We start from the raw sequence: 17,363 nt of genomic DNA, 5'->3' as shown, positions 1-17,363 counted from the left end.
CCCGAACGGCACGCAGGGAGACCGCCATGACAACGGAAACAATCGCGCTGGAACCGGCCGTGCCTGCGGGCTGGACCGGGCGCGCACTTGACGGGATGAACCGGTTCATCACGGGCGTGCTGCTCGCCACGGTAGCGGTGATGGTGGGGGTCGTATCCGCACAGGTCGCGCTGCGCTACGGCTTCAACCGCTCGATTGACTGGGCCGACGAGATCGGACGCCTGGCTTTTGTCTGGTCCATCTTTCTTGCCATCCCGCTGGGCGTGCGCCAGGGCGCGCATATTGGCATAGACATCATGGTCGACAAGCTGCCGGCCAGCTGGCGCAGCGTGCTCAAGCGGGCCGGCGCAGCGCTGTGCGCCGCCATGATGTTTGCAATTGCCTGGGCGGCCTTCCGTGTTGCGCGCGAGCAATGGGATGAACTGATGGCCACGGTCGACTGGAGCGTCGGCTGGTTCATTGTGCCGGTCGGCCTGGGCGCGCTGCTGAGCGGGTTGCACCTGATGCGCATCGTCATCGTGGGCGCGCCAGTGCAGGCGCTGGGGAGTGCCGAATGAGCCTCGCCGTCGTCATTGCCTTCATGCTGCTGGCCCTGCTCGGGCTGCCGATCGCCTTTGCCATGGGCGTGGCCGCGCTCGGCGCCCTCTGGTACAGCGGGGTGGATTTTTCGATGGTGCCGCAGCGCATGATGCACGCCGTCAATTCCTTTCCGCTGATGTCCATCCCCTTCTTCATGCTGGCCGGTGAGCTGATGATCAAGGCCGGCATCGTCGAGCGCCTGATCGCGCTGGCCAACACCATGGTCGGCCGGGTGCGCGGCGGCATGGCGCATGTCACCATGCTGTCGGGCGCGGGCCTGGCCACCGTGTCCGGTGCTGCCGTGTCGGATGCGAGCGCGCTGTCGTCCATGCTGGTGCCATCGCTGACGAAGATTTACGACAAGGGATTCGCCACCGCCATCGTCGCCGCGGCAGCCAATCTCGGGCCCATCATCCCGCCTTCCGGTGCGATGATCGTCTACGCCTTCATGGCCGGCTCGTCTGTGTCGGTCGGCGGCATGTTCATGGCCGGCGTGGTGCCGGGCCTGCTGATCACCTTCGGTTTCATCGCGCTGTGCTCGTGGATCGCCACGCGTCGCGGCTGGGCCGCCACCGGTGAGCCGTTCCGGCTGGCCACCGTGCTGGCCGAGTTGCGCCGCTCGCTGATTGTGCTGGCCATGCCGGTGCTGGTGATCGGTGGCATCGTCGGCGGCGCCTTCACGGCCACCGAGGGCTCGGCCATCGCGGTGGTTTACTCCATGGCGCTGGGTTTCTTTGTCACCCGCACGCTCAAGCTGGCCGACCTGCCCGGCATCGTGGTGCGTGCGGCCATCACCTCGGCCATGGTCGGCGCGCTGATCGCCTTTGCGTCCATCATCACCTACCTGATGACGGTGGATCTGTTGCCGCAGCAGCTCTCGGAGCTGCTCCGCGGCTTCACTACCAGCCCGCTGGCATTCCTGGTCCTGGTCGCGGTACTGCTGTTTGTTGTCGGCATGTTCCTGGAGTCGAACGCGGCCTACATCATGCTGGTGCCGCTGCTGCATCCGATCGCGCTGCAGTACGGCATCGACCCGCTGCACTTTGGCTTCCTGTTCGTCCTCAACCTTGTGATCGGCATGCTCACGCCCCCGGTCGGAGTGGTGCTGTTTGTCGTTTGCGGCATCACCGGCGTGCGCATGCGCGAGCTGGTCAGCAACCTCTGGCCCTTCATCGTGCTGATGTATGCCGTGCTCGTGCTGTGCATGCTCGTGCCTTCCTTTGTCACTGCGCTGCCGCACGCGCTCGGCTACTGAATTCATTCCCCGCGACCTGTCGCAATTTCATCAACTTTCAACCACTGGAGCTCACCATGTCATACCGTTCCCGTTTCACGATTCTTGCCGCCGTGGCCGCACTTGCCACAACACTTTGCCTGCCGGGTCATGCCCAGGAAAAGCTCAAGTTCAAGGTCATCGGCCAACCGTTGGCGACCGGCCTGATCCAGAAAAACAAGGAGCAACCGTTCTTCGAAAACTTCGCAGCCAAAACCGGCCTGCCCATTGATGCCGACTACAAGCCCATGGACACGCTAGGCATCAAGGACACCGAGCAACTGCGCGTGATGAAGGCCGGCCTGTTCGACATCGTGTCGCTGCGGGTGTCGCAGAACTCGCGTGACGAGCCCACCATTCTCGGCCTGGACCTGGTCGGCGCCAGTCCTGACTACGCCACCGGCCGCAAGGTGGCCAAGGCGTACTTCGACACCGCCGATCAGCGCCTGCAAAAGCAGTTCAACGTCAAGCTGCTCGGCGTCTGGCCGTTCGGCCCGCAAATCCTGTTCTGCGCCAAACCGATCGCCAAGCTGTCCGATGTGAAGGGACTGAAGGTCCGCGTCTACGACCAGAATCTGGCCAAGTTCATCGAGATGGTGGGTGGCACGCCGGTGCCGGTGTCGTTCGCCGACACGCACCAGTCGCTGTCGCTGGGCGTCGTGGATTGCGCGATCACTGGCCCGAGCTCGGCCAACTCGGCAGGCTGGCCCGAGGTGACCACACACCAGTTGCCGCTGGGCTTCCAGATGGCCCTCAATGGGTATGCCATTTCAATGAAAGCCTGGAACCAGCTCAAGCCCGACCAGCAGGTCAAGCTCAAGGCGGCCTTCGACGGCCTGACCGATGACATCTGGAAATATTCGGAAGAGTTGTTCCTGGACGCTTTGAACTGCAACGCCGGTAAGGACCCTTGCACCAACGGCAAGAAGTTCAAGCTCGTCAATGTGGCTGTGACGCCGGCCGACGGCGAACTGGTACGCGGTGCCGTCAGCAAGGTTAGCCTGCCGGTCTGGGCCGAAGTCTGTGACAAATCCAACCCGGGCTGCTCGCAACAGTGGCGTGCCCAGGTCGCACCGGTGCTGGGGCTGAAATGAGCAATGCCACTACCATCAACCGGGGCCGGCCAACGGCGGCCCCCATCCAAAAGAGACTCGACATGAAGGACCATATTGAGAACGTGCTGGCCACGGTGTTCGGCGGCATCTTCCTGCTGCTGGCGTGCGTGGTGGCGGTCGAAACCGTCTCGCGCAAGGTGTTCAACGTGTCGTTGCAAGGCGCCGACGAGCTGGGTGGTTATGCGCTGGCCGTGGGCTCCACCATCGCGTTCAGTCTGGCACTGATGGGGCGCAATCACATCCGGGTGGATGTATTTCATGAGCGGTTTCCGCGCGCCATGCAGGCTTTCCTGAACTGGTTTTCCATCGTGACGTTGGCTTCCTTCGGGGTCTTCGTGGCTTGGGTTGCAACCAAGGTCATCACCGATACCCTGCAGTACGGCAGCACCGCGCAGACGCCTTGGGCCACGCCGCTGATCTGGCCGCAGGCCGTCTGGTATGCCGGGCTGGTGATCTTCGCTCTGGTGGCCATCGGTTATTCGCTGCGTGCCAGCTGGCTGCTGCTGAACCGGCAAGTCGAAACGCTGAACCATGACTTCCATCCCAAGAGCGCCAAGGAGGAGCTGAAGGAAGAGCTCGATGACCTCGCCCAGCGCCAGTCCGCAGAACAAGGAGCTCAAGCATGAGCATAGGATTATTTGGACTCGCCTTCGTGGCGATGCTTGGCATGATGCTGGTCGGCATACCGATCGCCGTGTCCATGGCAGCTGTGGGCATCATCGGCGGTATCGCCGCTTATGGCGCGCCTTTTATGGACTCGATAGCGCCCGTGGTCTGGGGCGTGCACAACGAGAGCCTGTTGACCTCGATTCCGCTGTTCATCCTGCTGGGGGAGTTGCTGCTGCGCTCGGGCATTGCTGACCGCATGTACATCGCCCTGTCGGCCTGGCTCGGACGGCTGCCTGGTGGCTTGCTGCACACCAACATCGGCAGTTGCGCGTTGTTTGCTGCGACCTCCGGTTCGTCGGTGGCTACAGCGGCCACTGTGGGTACCGTCGCACTGCCATCCCTGCAAAAACGTGGCTACCCCATGCGCGCTTCGCTCGGCTCGCTGGCGGCCGGCGGCACGCTGGGCATCCTGATCCCGCCCAGCGTCAACATGATCGTCTACGGCTCGCTGACCAACAACTCGATCGGCAAGCTCTTCATTGCCGGCATCATCCCTGGCCTGTTGCTGACGGGCTGCTTCATGCTGTACATCGCCGTGTCGTCGCTGATGAGTGGCAACGCCATGCGCGAGGCCAAGGTGCCGATGGCCGACAAGCTGCGCTCGCTGGTGCATCTGGTGCCGCCCATGGTCGTGTTCGGTATCGTGATGGGCAGCCTGTACTTCGGCATCGCCACCACCACGGAAAGCGCGGCACTGGGCGTGATCGCGGCGCTGGGCTTTGTCGTGCACTCAGGGAAGATGAGCCGCGAACTGCTGCGCACCTGCTTCATCTCCACGGCGCGCGTCAGCGGCATGATCCTGCTGATCATGACGGCAGCCTTCATCCTCAACCTGACCATCAGCCTGACCGGCGTGGCCGAGACGATGACCAAGTGGGTGGCGGGCCTGGGCCTGTCGGCAACCGGTCTGATCCTGGCGCTGATCGTGTTCTACCTGATTCTCGGCATGTTCATGGATGTGCTGTCGATGCAGGTGGCGACCATCCCGATCACCTACCCGATCGCCACGGCGCTGGGCGTGGATCCGATCTGGTTCGGCATCTTCATCGTGCTGATGTGCGAGCTGGGCCTGATCACGCCACCGGTGGGCATGAACCTGTTCGTGGTGCATGGCATACGGCCCGACAAGGGCGGCATAGAGGACGCGATCTGGGGGGCGCTGCCTTACGCGGCCATCATGATCCTGTTCACCTTGCTGATCATGTTGGTGCCGCAGATCGTCACCTGGCTGCCCGCCCACATGTGAGGACTGAACGCGAATGATCGACAACGACTTGTGGCGCCTGGGCGCCGTAGAGCTGGGTCAGCGCTTTCGCGAGCGCTCCCTCACGCCACTGGCGGTGGCCCAGGCCTGCCTGGCGCGACTGGAAGCGGTGAACCCGCGACTGAACGCGGTCATCGCACGGCGTGACGCCCTCCTCCTGGAGGAGGCCAAGGCCTCCACGGAGCGCCATGCACGCGGACAGCCGCTGTCGGTGCTTGACGGCATTCCGCTCACCGTGAAGGACAGCCTCTACCTGGCCGACCTGCCGACCACCTGCGGCACGGCGGCGCTGCGCGAGCACCGGCCCGGCCACGACGAGCTGGCCGCCGCGCGGGCCCGCGCCGGTGGCGCCCTGATCATCGGCAAGACCAATGTGCCCGAGTTCGCCAACGACGGCTACACGGCCAACCCGCTGTTCGGCGTCACCGGCAACCCCTGGGCTCCGGAGCTCTCGCCCGGCGGCTCCAGCGGCGGTGCGGTGGCCGCCGTGGCCGCCGGCATCGCGCCGCTGGCGATCGCGCAGGACGGCGGCGGCTCGATCCGCCGCCCGGCCTCGCACACCGGGCTGGTCGGCCTCAAGCCTTCGCTCAGTGCCTGGCCGCGCGAGCACGCGCTGCCCGGCCTGCTGCTGGACTTTGACTGCATCGGCCCGGTGGCGCGCACAGTGGCCGACGCGCGCTTGCTGTTCGAGGCCCTGCGCGGCCCCTCGCCGGTGGACCGATCCTCGATGGCGGCGGCCTGGGCAGCGGCGCAGCCGCGGCCTGCGGGCCCGCTGCGCGTGCTCTACGTCGAGCGGTTGAACGCGAACCCGCTGGACCCGCAGATCGCCGCCAGTTGCCTTCAGGCCATGCAGCAGCTCGCCGCGCTGGGCCACCGCGTCGAGACTGGCGAATTGCCGCTGGACGTGAGGTTCATGACCGAGGCCTGGCCGCAAATCGGCCAGGTGGGCCTGGCCGCGATGTTCGATCAGCATCCCGACTGGGAAGCCCAGGCCAGTCCCAAATACCGCGAGGCGGCCGAGGCTGGCCGACGCGTCTCGGGCGCGCGGGTCTGGCAGATCATGGAAGCGGTGCGGCGCTTGCGCCGCGAAAGCGCCGCGCTGTTCGAGCGCATCGACGTGGTGGTCATGCCCGCTGCCGCCGCGCTGCCCTGGCCGGCTCACGAGGCCTATCCGTCCGTCATTGACGGCCAGCCTGTCGGCCCGCGCGGCCATGCAGCCTACACCGGTTGGGTCAATGCCGCGGGCCTGCCGGGCCTGGCCGTGCCCTGCGAGCCCTCACGCGAGGGCCTGCCCATCGGCATGCAAATGATCGGTGCCTTTGGCGCCGACGATCAACTGCTCGATCTCGGCGCCAGCTACGAGGCGGCGCATCCGTGGAGCGGGCGCTGGCCTGCCCTGTAAAACAACTACTTAATTACTGCTTAACTTTTTCGATACATCCAAGGAGACAAAAAATGCAAAGACGTCATTTCATCCAGGCCACCGGCGCAGGTGCCGCTGCGCTGGCCCTGCCCGCGCTGCGGGCGCAAAGCTGGCCCACGGGGCCCATCCGCATCGTCGTCGGCTTTCCGCCCGGCGGCGGGGCCGATGCGCTGGCCCGCGTGGTGGGGCTGAAGCTGGGCGCCCTGTGGAACCAGCCCGTCGTCATCGAAAACAAGGCCGGCGCGTCCGGCACCCTGGCCGCCGAATACGTGGCCCAGCAGGCGAGCGACGGCACCACCTTGCTGCTGACCACCATCAACAGCCATGCCCTGGCACCCGCCGTGCTGCCAAAGATGCGTTACCACCCGGAGCGTGACTTCGTGCCGGTGGCGTTGCTGGGCCTGACGCCCAACCTGCTGATTGCCGGGGCCAACCAGCCTGCAAAAAACGTGAAGGACCTGGTGGCCTTGTGCAAAGCCAAACCGGGCGTGGTCACTTTCGGCTCGGCCGGGCCCGGCACCGCCCAGCACTTCGCGCTGGAGCTGTTCAAGCTGCGCGCCAAGGTCGACGCGCTCCATGTGCCCTACAAAGGTAGCGGCCCGCTGCTGACCGACCTGGTCGGTGGGCAGATCCAGTACAGCTTTGAAACGATGACGGCGGCAACGCCCCACGTCAAGAGCGGGCGCGCCATTGCGGTGGCGCAAACCCGCAGCAAGCGCGTGAAAGCCTATCCCGATGTGCCCACGATGCAGGAGCAGGGTTTTGCCGGCTTCGAAACCTTCAACTGGTATGGCCTTTCGGGCCCGGGCAAGCTGCCGGCACCCATCGCGGCGCGCATGAACAAGGACATCAACACCGTGCTGGCGATGGCCGACGTGCAGGAGAAGTTCGATGCCTTTGGCGTCGAGGACGGAGGCGGTTCACCCGAGAAGTTTGCCGAACTGGTGCGCAGTGAAATCGTTAAATGGGCCAAAGTGGCCCAGGAGGCCAATGTCCGGGTCGACGGCTGACCCGTCCGCCGCTGTGCCGCTCTGCCGCAGGGCGGGGCGGCGGCGTTGAAACCCTTGCGAAGGCGTCCTGCCTTCGCGGCGATTCGCGTCTCACGCCGGGCGCGAATCCCTGTCCCCGGCTTGCGGTAACAGGGAGAGGTCTAGAGCTGCACCGACGCCTCACCCACGCCGTCGAAGCGCGCGTGTACCAGTTCACCGGGCGCGGCGGGCAATATGCCGCACCACGTTCCGGTGGTCACCACCGTGCCGGCCGGCACCGTCTGCCCATCACGGCTCGCATGCCGCAGCCATGCCGGCAAGACCCAGGCCGGGTCCTGCATGGAGTGCGTGCCGCGTCGCTCGACCACCGGCCGTGCGCCAATCCGGATGGTGCAGGACTGCGCGTCCCAGTCACGCGGCGCAAAAGGCACCCATTGGCCCAGCACCAGGGCGCTGTGCGACTGCAGGTCCGCCAGTTTTAGCAGGGCCGGTGCGTCCAGGGCCTGGCGCCAGCGCGAATCGACCAGCTCAATCGACACGGCCATCGCATCCACTAGCGTGACCGCTTGCGGATGGGTCAGGCCGGCGGCATCGGCCGGGGTCACGTCACGGCCGATGCGCAGCGCAATTTCAACCTCGACCAGGCAGATGTTGAAGGGCCATGCGCCCGCCTGCGCAGGGCTGGGCCACACGCCTTCAGGCGGCAGCGGCGCGTGCGTGAGTATTGCGTCGCGGGACGGGCCGCCTGATTTCCAGCAACGGGGGAAGGGCGCAGCCGGCCCCTGCATGGCCTGGGCCACCAGGGCTTGTACTGCATAGGCATCGTCGGCAGTGGTCAGGTGATCGGCGAGCGCTTGCGCGTCAGCGGGTTGGTGGTTGCGGCGTGCCTGCAGGATGGCTTCGGCCACTGCGGCCTGGTTGGGTGTTGTCATGGGATTTTCCTGTTGAGTCGTTGGCTTGAATAAGCTTGAACAAGCCTGGATGGGTCGGGATGGGTCGGGATGGGCCTGGATATTGTCGTCTTGCCGGCGCCTGCGGCAAGCGCATGGAAAGCTATAACAGTTTTGACATGGATGATGCGAAACGCGAAACGCGAAACGCGAAACGCCGGCGCGGCGCTCGTAGTGCGTGAGCAGGCAGGCCCGCTCACGCGTACGCATGCGCACGCAAGGACGTTCGAGTGCGGCGACGTTCAGGCCGGGTTGCTGAACAGGGCGACCAGGTCCACCTCGGGTGTCGTGGTGTCACGCCGCAGCTTGACTTCAGCGCCGTGCAGGTGATGGCTCATCAGGCGGCAGGCATGCTCGCTGTCGCCGCCTTCCAGGGCGTCGAGGATTTCGAGGTGCTCGTCGAAGGAGCAGACATTGCTGCCCGGCGAGTCGTACAGCGCAATCATCAGCGTGGTGCGCGCAATCAGGCTGCGCAAAATATCTTCAAGCTCGGTGTTGCCCAGCAGGCGGGCGACCTGCAGGTGGTATTCGCCGGACAGGCGAACCCAATTGGACCATTCGCCGGCCAGGTAGGCGGCGCGCTCCTCCGCCACCAGGCTGCGTATGGCCGCCAGTGTTTTCGGCGTCGCTTTCTGGCTCAGCGAGCGAATGATGCCGCTCTCTATCAGTTGCCGGGCCTCAAAGACCTGGTGCATTTCCTGCGGCCCCGGCTGGGCAATGGTGGCGCCCCGGTTGTGCTGCAACTCGATGACTTTTTCACCGGCCAGCCGCACAAATACCCGGCGCAGCAGGGAGCGGTTGACGCCAAAAGCCTCGCACAGCCGGGTTTCGACCAGCCGGGTGCCAGGGGGCAGGCGATGGGCCAGCACGGCCTCGACGATGGCGTGGCGGACCCGGTTTTCCTCGGCCAGCTCGGTTTGGGACGCATCGCTGGCGGTTTCCGGCCGGGCCAGTGAGGGCTTGTTTTTAGGGGGGCGGGACATGGTTCTTCTAGGTAGTTCAGGGCTGAATGGTGCCACATTTTTTATTTTATTGTCACCGTTTAAAAAAAGATTGTGACAATCAAAGAATTTAATGTCACAATAAATTCATGAAAATTAAAATTCCAACGGGTTTTACTGAAATTTCATTAGCAAACTGACCAAAAGTTATTGTGACAATCTTGAAAAATATGCGGATTCAGCTCATCAACCCGAACACGACGGATGACATGACGGCCAAGATGGCGGTGGCGGCCCGTCAGGTCGCTTCTGCCGGCACGCACATCCTGGCGGTGCAGTCGCTCACCGGGCCTGCCTCGATTGAAAGCGCCAGTGATGAAGCGCTGGCGCTGCCGGGGCTGCTGGCCCAGATCCAGGCCGGCGAGGCCATGGGCGTGGATGCCCACGTGATTGCCTGTTTCGGCGACCCCGGCCTGCGCGCCGCGCGTGAAATGGCCAGGGCGCCGGTGATCGGCATTGCGGAAGCGGCCATGCAGGTGGCCTGTCTCGTGTCGGCGTCGTTCAGCATCGTCACCACGCTGGCGCGCACCGTGCCAACGGCGGAGCGCCTGTTGCTGGACTACGGCATGGTCAGCCGTTGCCGGCGGGTGCGGGCCACCGGCATTGCGGTGCTGGAGCTGGAGGCGCAGACCAGCCAGGCGCTGAAACAAAAAATCAGGGCCGAATGCGAGCGTGCCCTGGCCGAGGATGGTGTCGGTGCGATTGTGCTGGGCTGCGCCGGCATGGCCGACCTGTGTGCCGAACTGACGGGCCAGCTGGGCGTTCCCGTCATTGATGGCGTCACCTCGGCCGTGAAGCTGGCCGAAGCGCTGGTGGGCCTGGGCATGCGCACCAGCAAGCAGGGTGACTACGCGCCGCCGCAGGTCAAGTCGTACACCGGTCCCATGGCGCAGTTTGCGCCGGCCGCCTGATTCATTTTTGCGTTCCCATTTTCATTTCCATTTTTCATTTCCGTTCCCCGGGCAATCCCCAAACCTCAACCCCCATCCTTAAAGGATATCTCCATGAAGATCTCGACATCATTCAAACGCGGTGCGATTGGCCTGGCGCTCGGTCTTGCGATGACGGCAGCAGGCGCCAACACCTTCACCTGGTCTTCCAATCTGGACGCCCTGTCCATGGATCCCCACTCCACCAATAACAGCTTCACCAACGCATTCGTCAGCAACATCTACGAGTCGCTGGTCCGCTTCAACGACAAGCTGCAGATCGAGCCGGCGCTCGCCACCTCCTGGAAGGTCGTCAGTCCCACGGTCTGGCGTTTCACCCTGCGCCAGGGGGTGAAGTTTCACAACGGTGAAAGCTTCGACGCCGACGATGTGGTGTTTTCATGGCAGCGCGTCAACACGCCGGGCTCGCTGGTCAAGGGCAACCTCAGCGACCTGAAAGAGGTGCGCAAGGTGGATGCCTTCACCGTTGACGTGGAGACCAACAGCCCACTGCCGACCCTCACCAACGAGCTGGTCCAGCTGCTGGTCATGGACAAAGGCTGGTCCGAGCAAAACCGCGCCACCGAAGCCAGCGACCTGGGGCGGCAGAAGGAAAACTTCGCCAACCGCAATGCCAACGGCACCGGCCCCTTCAAGCTGATTTCGCGCGAGGTCGACACGCGCACGGTGCTGGCGGTCAATCCCGGCTGGTGGGACAAGCCCAAGCACAACCTGACCCAGGTCATGTTCACGCCCATCAAGTCGGATGCCACCCGCACCTCGTCGCTGATCAGCGGCGGCATCGACGCGGCCATCAATGTGCCGCTGCAGGATGTGCAGCGCCTGAGGTCGGTGCCGACGCTGGAGGTCGTGCAGGGCCCCGAGCTGCGCACCATCTTCATGGGCATGGACCAGAGCCGCGACGAGCTGCTGTACAGCGACGTGAAAGGCAAAAATCCGTTCAAGGACGTGCGCGTGCGCAAGGCGGTTTACCAGGCCATCGATGTGGACGCGCTCAAGCGCTCGGTCATGCGGGGTGCTTCCTGGCCCGCGGGGAATCTGCTGTCGCCTTCCCTCAATGGCTCGCCGGTGGCACTGAACAAGCGCCTCCTGCCGTACAACCCGGAGGCCGCCAAGGCCCTGCTGGCCGAGGCCGGCTACCCCAGCGGCTTCACCGTGGGCATGCAGTGCCCCAACGACCGCTATGTGTACGACGAAGCGCTTTGCCTGGCGATGTCCTCGATGCTGGCCAAGGTGGGCATCAAGACCAACCTGATGATCGAGCCCACCGCCAAATGGAGCGTGCGCCTGAACTCCAATGATGTGTCGTTCTACATGGTGGGGCACGCCGGCCTGCCCATGGCCGATGTGTACGGCTTGCTGAAGGACGTGGTCGCCACCCGCACCGGCAAGGAAGGCTCGCTCAATGCCGGTAAATACTCCAATCCGAAGTTCGACGCCTACATGCCGCAGATCGCCAGCGAAATCGATCCTGCCAAGCGGGCGCGGCTGATCGAGGAAGCGGTGACCATCGAGCGTGCCGATGTCTCCCACATTCCGCTGCACCAGCAGCCGGTGACTTGGGCGTCGCGCAAGGGCATCGCTATGGCGCAGGCGCCCGACAACCAGCTTCGCCTGTGGCTGGTCAACGTCGCCCCGAGATAAGGCGAGCGGACATGCAACCGGGTGCACGGTGGATGACTGACAAGCCATCGGCACCTATTTGGGAGACAAACTGATGTTGCGCTTTCTTCTGGGCCGGCTGGCCAACGGTGCCATCGTGATGGTGCTGGTGTCCATGCTGTCGTTTGCACTGTTTAACTTCATTGGCGATCCGGTCAGCAATCTGGTCGGTGAAAATGCCACGGTCAACGAGCGTGAGGCCATGCGCCAATCGCTGGGGCTCGACCAACCGCTGCCGCTGCAGTACCTGAAGTTTGTCGGGCGCGCCGTGCAGGGCGAGTTCGGCGTGTCCTACCGCAATATCGAGCCGGTATCGCGGGTGATTGCCAGCCGGCTGCCCGCCACACTGGAGCTCAGCCTGATAGCCGCCATCCTGGCGCTGGGCGTCGGCATTCCCATGGGCGTGTATGCGGGTCTGCATCCGCGCTCGCTGCTGACCCGCAGCCTGCAGGTCATTTCACTGGTCGGCATTTCGGTGCCGTCATTTGTGACCGGCATCATGCTGATCCTGCTGTTCTCCATCTCCCTGAACTGGCTGCCGTCCTTTGGCCGTGGCGAGACGGTGATGCTGGGCGTCTGGAGCACCGGCTTTCTGACGGTGACGGGCTGGAAGTCCCTGCTTATGCCCGCCGTGACACTGGCGCTGTTCCAGCTGACGCTCTTCATGCGCCTGACCCGCACGCAAATGATGGAGGTGCTGCGCAGCGAGTACATCAAGTTCGCACGGGCGCGGGGCTTGCGGGAGCGCTCCATCAATTACCGCCACGCGCTGCGCAACACCCTGATTCCCATCATCACGGTGGCCGGCCTGCAGCTGGGCTCGATGATTGCCTTTTCCATCATCACCGAAACGGTCTTCCAGTGGCCGGGCCTCGGGCTGCTGATCATCCAGGCCATCAATTTTGGCGATGTACCGGTGATTGCCGCCTACCTGCTGCTGATCGCGCTGCTGTTCGTGCTGATCAACATGGTGGTGGACCTTCTGTATTTCGCGGTGGACCCGCGCCTGCGCGCACAGCGCTGAGGAGCACGACATGAATTCCATGATGCTGACCCTGCGCCGCTGGCGCCAATCCGATCTCGCCTGGAGCCTGGGCCGTTCGCCCGAAGCCTGGCTGTCCGCCCTGGTGCTGCTGGCCTACATCGGCATGGCGCTGCTGGCGCCTTTGCTGGCGCCGCAAAACCCCTTTGACCTGACGACGCTGGACCTGATGGACGCGCGCCTGCCGCCGGCCTGGAGCGAAGGTGGCCAGCTGAGATACCTGCTGGGTACCGACGGCCAGGGACGCGACATGGTGTCGGTGATGCTGTATGGCCTGCGCATGTCGCTGCTGGTCGGTATTGCGTCCACGCTGCTCTCGCTGGTGGTCGGCGTGACGCTGGGGCTGATCGCCGGCTATGCCGGCGGCCGGCTGGACAACGTCATCATGCGTGCGGCCGACGTCCAGCTGAGCTTTCCGGCCATCCTGGTGGCGCTGCTGATTGACGGCCTGTCGCGCACCGTGCTGCCGCGCGCCGTGCACGAGCAGCTGTCGCTGCTGATTGTGGTGGTGGCGATTGCGCTGGCCAACTGGGTGCAGTACGCCCGGACGGTGCGCAGCGTCACCATGATCGAAAAAGACAAGGACTACGTCAACGCGGTGCGGCTGATCGGCATGGGCCGGGCGCGCATTCTGTTTCGCCACGTGCTGCCCAACATCTTGAGCCCGGTGCTGGTCATCGCCACGCTGTCCATCGGACTGGCGGTGCTGACCGAGGCCACCCTGAGCTTTCTGGGGCTGGGTGTGCCGGCCACGTCGCCGTCGCTGGGCACCCTGATCCGGCTGGGCAATGAGGTGCTGTTTTCCGGGGAGTGGTGGATCACGGTGTTGCCGGGGCTGCTGCTCATTGGCCTGGTGCTCAGTGTCAACCTGTTTGGCGACTGGTTGCGCGACGCGCTCAATCCACGGTTGAAATAATCATCATGACCACTTCCAACATTGCGTCACCCGCTGCGCCCCTGCTGTCGGTGCGCCACCTGCGCGTGCAGATTCCTACCCGCCACGGCCCCCTGACGGCGCTCGACGACGTGAGTTTCGACATTGCGCGCGGCGAGATCCTCGGCTTTGTCGGTGAATCCGGCGCCGGCAAATCCATCACCGGCATGGCCGTGCTGGGCCTGCTCGATCCGCCCGCCCATGTCACCGCCGGCGAGATCATCTTTGACGGCCAGCCCATTCACGGCTTGCCCGCCGCCCAGATGCGCAGGCTGCGCGGCCGCCGCATCGGCGCGATCTTCCAGGACCCGCTGCTCAGCCTCAACCCCTTGCTGACGGTGGGCGACCAGCTCACGGAAACCATGCGGACCCACCTGCCCATGAGCCGCGATGAAGCCCGCGAGCGGGCCATCGAGTGGCTGCGCCAGGTCGGCATTCCCTCGCCGGCCGAACGCGTGGACGCCTACCCGCACCAGTTCTCGGGCGGCATGCGCCAGCGCATCGTGATCGCGCTGGCCCTGTGTGCCGAACCCGATCTGGTGATTGCCGACGAACCGACGACGGCGCTCGATGTCTCGGTGCAGGCGCAGGTGCTGGAACTGCTGCGCACGCAGTGCCGTGAGCGCGGCACCGCCGTGCTGCTGGTGACGCACGACATGGGCGTGATTTCCGAAAACGCCGATCGCGTGGCCGTCATGTACGCCGGCCACATTGCCGAGACCGGCCCGGTGGACCAGATCGTCAACCAGCCGCGCCACCCCTACACGCGCGGGCTGATGGGCTCGATCCCGCCGGTCGACCATGACACCCTTTGGCTGCAGCAGATCGACGGCGCGATGCCCGGGCTGTCCGCCCGGCCCACCGGCTGCCCCTTTCACCCGCGCTGCAAACATGCGACCGAGCAGTGCGTCACTACGCGGCCCATGCCGCACCCGGAAGGCGTGGCGCTGGTGGCCTGCTGGCATCCGCAGCTAGGCATGGCCGCCGCAGGCGTCGCAGGAGTGGCAGCATGAACATGCCTTACTTGAGTGTCAAAAACCTGTCGCGCGAATTCAAGGCGCAGGGCCGTACGGTGCGCGCCGTGGACAACGTGAGCTTTGAGATTCCCGTGGGCTCCACCTTCAGCCTGGTGGGGGAGTCGGGCTGCGGCAAGACCACGCTGGCCCGTGTGATTGCCGGGCTGGACAAACCCAGTGCGGGCTCCATGCAGTTCAGCGCGCCGGTGGACGGCCGCGTGCACCGCACCCAGATGATTTTCCAGGACCCCTATGCCTCGCTGAACCCGCGCTGGCGTATCGGGGATGCGATCGCCGAGCCCATCACCTTCCAGAATCTGCGCCTGCGCGCGGATGTGAAGCAGCGTGTGGAAGACCTGCTGGCCCGCGTGGGCCTGTCGGCGGCCGATACCGCCAAGTTCCCGCACGAATTTTCAGGCGGCCAGCGCCAGCGTGTGTCGATCGCCCGCGCGCTGGCTGGCGAGCCCAGCTTCCTGGTGTGCGACGAGCCCACCTCCGCGCTGGATGTGTCGGTGCAGGCGCAAATCCTGAACCTGCTCAAGCGCCTGGAAAAAGAGGAGGGCCTGACCAGCCTGTTCATCAGCCACAACCTGGCCGTGGTGCGTTTTGTCTCGTCCATGATCGGCGTCATGTACCTGGGCCGCCTGGTCGAGGTGGCGCCGACGGCCGAGCTGTTCTCGGCGCCCCGCCATCCGTACACGCAGCTCTTGCTGGCCGCCATTCCGCGCATCGGCCAGGGTCGCCGTCCGGTGAGTCTTCCGGCCGGCGAGCTGCCCAGCCCGCTGGCGCCGCCGCCAGGCTGCACCTTTCATCCGCGTTGCCCGGCGGCCATGGACATCTGCCGCCGCGAAGCGCCGGCGCTGCGCACGCTGGACAACGGTGTCTCGGTCGCCTGCCATGCCGTCGGCAGCGGTGGCCAGCCCGTGCGCTTCATGCCGGGCGCGGCGCATCCCACTGCTCCTGATTCTGCCGCTTCATCCTTTTCACTCGCCTGAGTTGCCCATGACTGAAAACACAGACCACGTAGACCGTATAGACCACGTAGATCTTCTGATAGAGCACGGCACAGTCATCAGCATGGACGCGCAACGCCGCGTCATCGAGGACGGCGCCGTGGCGGTCAGGGCCGACCGCATTGTGGCCGTCGGCACGTCCGCGGAACTGCGCGCCCGCTTCACGGCCACCAAAACCATCAACGCCTACCGCAAGGCGGTGTTGCCCGGCCTGATCGACAGCCATGCCCATGCCGGCCACGGCATGCTGCGGACCATGGGGGCGGGGGACCCCGGCGCCTGGATGGACGCCTGCGCCGTGATCTACACCACGGCATCGGATGAGCAGTTCTGGCGCGCCGAGTCGGCCATGACCTCGCTGGAGCGCCTGAAGGCTGGCGTGACGACGGGGGTGTCGCTGTTTGGCGGCGGCGACTCCATCATGCGGGTGGACGACCCCAAGTACGCGAGGGTGCATTGCGATGCGGTGGCGCGCGCCGGCACCCGCTCGGTGGTGGCGGTGGGCCCTTCGCGTCCTGCAGGGCCCACGCGCTATGTGGACTGGGCGACCGAGCCACCGACCTCGCGCGATGTCGATGCCGCGACGGTGCTGGAGGTCTGCAACCAGATCATTGACGAGAACCACGGCCGGGCCGACGGCCGCCTGAGCATCGCCATCACGCTGGCGGTGTTTGCGCCCATGCATGAGCCGGACCACGTGCTGCTGCGCGATGAGTTCCACCGCCAGGCGAGGGATTACTTCGGCCTCGCGAAGGCGCGCGGCCTGACCTTCACGCAGGATGGCCACCGCACCGGCACGCTGGCCCTGGCGCACCGCGAGCTGGGCCTGCTGGGCCCGACTTCCTTCATGTCGCACAGCATTGACCTGAACGAGGAGGACATCGCCGTGACCCGCGAGACGGACACCCGCATCGTGCACAACCCGAGCGCCATCATGTCGATTCGCGGCCGCTGCCCGGTGCCCGAGCTGATCGATGCCGGCGTCACGGTGGCGATCGGTTCGGACGGTGCCGCGCCGGACCGCGGCTACGACATGTTCCGCCACATGTCCCAGTGCATGCACTACCACCGCCGGCATTTCCGCGACGCGGGCGTGCTGCCCCATGGCAAGGTGCTGGAAATGGTGACGATTGACGCGGCCCGGGCACTGGGCATGGAGCATGAGATTGGGTCGCTGGAGGCCGGCAAGAAAGCCGACATCATCCTGGTGGACCTGTTCAAGCCCCACATGCTGCCGCTGAACATGCCGGTCTACCGCGTCACCTGCTTTGCCAACGCCGCCGATGTGAGCACCACCATCGTCAACGGCCGCCTCCTGATGGAAGACCGCCAGGTGCAGACCGTCAACGAAAGCGAGATACTGGAAGAGGTGAATGAAGCCGCCGAGCGCATGCTCGACCGCAGCGGCCTGCGGCACCTGACGCAGGCCCCGGCGCGGCTGTGGGGTGTCAGCCATTATTGAACGCAGCAGCAGCGCAGCGGG

16 protein-coding genes are annotated in these 17,363 nt (G+C 65.1%); 14 read left to right on the top strand and 2 right to left on the bottom strand.

The annotated features are described in order from the left end of the window. Window positions 1-26: 26 nt before the first annotated feature. From AC1DUB_RS11735 to AC1DUB_RS11705, 7 genes are all read left to right on the top strand, one after another. Window positions 27-557: a TRAP transporter small permease gene (locus tag AC1DUB_RS11735; protein ID WP_477718949.1), complete on the top strand. Its 531-nt coding sequence runs from the start codon at window positions 27-29 to the stop codon at window positions 555-557. Next, window positions 554-1,834, top strand: coding sequence for a TRAP transporter large permease (locus AC1DUB_RS11730; RefSeq protein ID WP_477718950.1), 1,281 nt, complete (start codon window positions 554-556; stop codon window positions 1,832-1,834). The genes AC1DUB_RS11735 and AC1DUB_RS11730 overlap by 4 nt, the downstream gene beginning before the upstream one ends. Before the next feature lie 56 nt (window positions 1,835-1,890). After that, window positions 1,891-2,946, top strand: a complete 1,056-nt coding sequence (locus AC1DUB_RS11725) for a TRAP transporter substrate-binding protein (RefSeq protein ID WP_477718951.1) — start codon at window positions 1,891-1,893, stop codon at window positions 2,944-2,946. A gap of 62 nt (window positions 2,947-3,008) precedes the next feature. Then, window positions 3,009-3,593: a TRAP transporter small permease subunit gene (locus tag AC1DUB_RS11720; protein WP_477718952.1), complete on the top strand. Its 585-nt coding sequence runs from the start codon at window positions 3,009-3,011 to the stop codon at window positions 3,591-3,593. Further along, a complete protein-coding gene (locus tag AC1DUB_RS11715) occupies window positions 3,590-4,882 on the top strand; it encodes a TRAP transporter large permease (protein ID WP_477718953.1) in 1,293 nt (430 codons plus the stop codon). The genes AC1DUB_RS11720 and AC1DUB_RS11715 overlap by 4 nt, the downstream gene beginning before the upstream one ends. A gap of 13 nt (window positions 4,883-4,895) precedes the next feature. Further along, entirely contained in the window at window positions 4,896-6,302 is a 1,407-nt protein-coding gene (locus tag AC1DUB_RS11710) for an amidase (protein WP_477718954.1), read from the top strand. A gap of 53 nt (window positions 6,303-6,355) precedes the next feature. After that, window positions 6,356-7,333 carry a Bug family tripartite tricarboxylate transporter substrate binding protein gene (locus tag AC1DUB_RS11705; RefSeq protein WP_477718955.1) on the top strand — a complete coding sequence of 326 codons (978 nt, stop codon included), beginning with the start codon at window positions 6,356-6,358 and terminating at the stop codon, window positions 7,331-7,333. Window positions 7,334-7,473: 140 nt separating this feature from the next. Here the strand turns inward: AC1DUB_RS11705 and AC1DUB_RS11700 are convergent, their stop codons facing one another. After that, window positions 7,474-8,244, bottom strand: a complete 771-nt coding sequence (locus tag AC1DUB_RS11700) for a fumarylacetoacetate hydrolase family protein (RefSeq protein ID WP_477718956.1) — start codon at window positions 8,242-8,244, stop codon at window positions 7,474-7,476. Window positions 8,245-8,504: 260 nt separating this feature from the next. Further along, window positions 8,505-9,245 (bottom strand): GntR family transcriptional regulator, encoded by a 741-nt coding sequence (locus AC1DUB_RS11695; protein ID WP_477718957.1) that lies wholly within the window; start codon window positions 9,243-9,245, stop codon window positions 8,505-8,507. Between the two features lie 188 nt (window positions 9,246-9,433). Here AC1DUB_RS11695 and AC1DUB_RS11690 point away from each other — a divergent pair, with 188 nt between their 5' ends. From AC1DUB_RS11690 to AC1DUB_RS11660, 7 genes are all read left to right on the top strand, one after another. Further along, window positions 9,434-10,174, top strand: a complete 741-nt coding sequence (locus tag AC1DUB_RS11690) for an aspartate/glutamate racemase family protein (protein ID WP_477718958.1) — start codon at window positions 9,434-9,436, stop codon at window positions 10,172-10,174. A gap of 93 nt (window positions 10,175-10,267) precedes the next feature. Next, window positions 10,268-11,857, top strand: coding sequence for an ABC transporter substrate-binding protein (locus AC1DUB_RS11685; RefSeq protein ID WP_477721491.1), 1,590 nt, complete (start codon window positions 10,268-10,270; stop codon window positions 11,855-11,857). A gap of 73 nt (window positions 11,858-11,930) precedes the next feature. After that, a complete protein-coding gene (locus AC1DUB_RS11680) occupies window positions 11,931-12,899 on the top strand; it encodes an ABC transporter permease (RefSeq protein WP_477718960.1) in 969 nt (322 codons plus the stop codon). 19 nt (window positions 12,900-12,918) lie between these two features. Continuing rightward, on the top strand, window positions 12,919-13,833 hold the full coding sequence (locus AC1DUB_RS11675; protein ID WP_477719051.1) for an ABC transporter permease: 915 nt from the start codon (window positions 12,919-12,921) through the stop codon (window positions 13,831-13,833). A gap of 5 nt (window positions 13,834-13,838) precedes the next feature. Further along, window positions 13,839-14,864: an ABC transporter ATP-binding protein gene (locus AC1DUB_RS11670; RefSeq protein ID WP_477729637.1), complete on the top strand. Its 1,026-nt coding sequence runs from the start codon at window positions 13,839-13,841 to the stop codon at window positions 14,862-14,864. Continuing rightward, complete coding sequence (locus AC1DUB_RS11665) at window positions 14,861-15,862, top strand: ABC transporter ATP-binding protein (protein ID WP_477718962.1); 1,002 nt, start codon at window positions 14,861-14,863, stop codon at window positions 15,860-15,862. The genes AC1DUB_RS11670 and AC1DUB_RS11665 overlap by 4 nt, the downstream gene beginning before the upstream one ends. A gap of 7 nt (window positions 15,863-15,869) precedes the next feature. Next, window positions 15,870-17,342 (top strand): amidohydrolase family protein, encoded by a 1,473-nt coding sequence (locus tag AC1DUB_RS11660; protein ID WP_477718963.1) that lies wholly within the window; start codon window positions 15,870-15,872, stop codon window positions 17,340-17,342. Window positions 17,343-17,363 lie beyond the last annotated feature (21 nt).

It is taken from the genome of Polaromonas sp. P4_F9, assembly GCF_056401235.1.
This window is presented reverse-complemented; position numbering and strand designations above follow the sequence as displayed.

Coding starts and splice junctions, on each gene's coding strand:
- AC1DUB_RS11735 (WP_477718949.1), top strand. CDS start 27: ATGACAACGGAAACAATCGCGCTGGAACCGGCCGTGCCTGCGGGCTGG.
- AC1DUB_RS11730 (WP_477718950.1), top strand. CDS start 554: ATGAGCCTCGCCGTCGTCATTGCCTTCATGCTGCTGGCCCTGCTCGGG.
- AC1DUB_RS11725 (WP_477718951.1), top strand. CDS start 1,891: ATGTCATACCGTTCCCGTTTCACGATTCTTGCCGCCGTGGCCGCACTT.
- AC1DUB_RS11720 (WP_477718952.1), top strand. CDS start 3,009: ATGAAGGACCATATTGAGAACGTGCTGGCCACGGTGTTCGGCGGCATC.
- AC1DUB_RS11715 (WP_477718953.1), top strand. CDS start 3,590: ATGAGCATAGGATTATTTGGACTCGCCTTCGTGGCGATGCTTGGCATG.
- AC1DUB_RS11710 (WP_477718954.1), top strand. CDS start 4,896: ATGATCGACAACGACTTGTGGCGCCTGGGCGCCGTAGAGCTGGGTCAG.
- AC1DUB_RS11705 (WP_477718955.1), top strand. CDS start 6,356: ATGCAAAGACGTCATTTCATCCAGGCCACCGGCGCAGGTGCCGCTGCG.
- AC1DUB_RS11700 (WP_477718956.1), bottom strand. CDS start 8,244: ATGACAACACCCAACCAGGCCGCAGTGGCCGAAGCCATCCTGCAGGCA.
- AC1DUB_RS11695 (WP_477718957.1), bottom strand. CDS start 9,245: ATGTCCCGCCCCCCTAAAAACAAGCCCTCACTGGCCCGGCCGGAAACC.
- AC1DUB_RS11690 (WP_477718958.1), top strand. CDS start 9,434: ATGCGGATTCAGCTCATCAACCCGAACACGACGGATGACATGACGGCC.
- AC1DUB_RS11685 (WP_477721491.1), top strand. CDS start 10,268: ATGAAGATCTCGACATCATTCAAACGCGGTGCGATTGGCCTGGCGCTC.
- AC1DUB_RS11680 (WP_477718960.1), top strand. CDS start 11,931: ATGTTGCGCTTTCTTCTGGGCCGGCTGGCCAACGGTGCCATCGTGATG.
- AC1DUB_RS11675 (WP_477719051.1), top strand. CDS start 12,919: ATGATGCTGACCCTGCGCCGCTGGCGCCAATCCGATCTCGCCTGGAGC.
- AC1DUB_RS11670 (WP_477729637.1), top strand. CDS start 13,839: ATGACCACTTCCAACATTGCGTCACCCGCTGCGCCCCTGCTGTCGGTG.
- AC1DUB_RS11665 (WP_477718962.1), top strand. CDS start 14,861: ATGAACATGCCTTACTTGAGTGTCAAAAACCTGTCGCGCGAATTCAAG.
- AC1DUB_RS11660 (WP_477718963.1), top strand. CDS start 15,870: ATGACTGAAAACACAGACCACGTAGACCGTATAGACCACGTAGATCTT.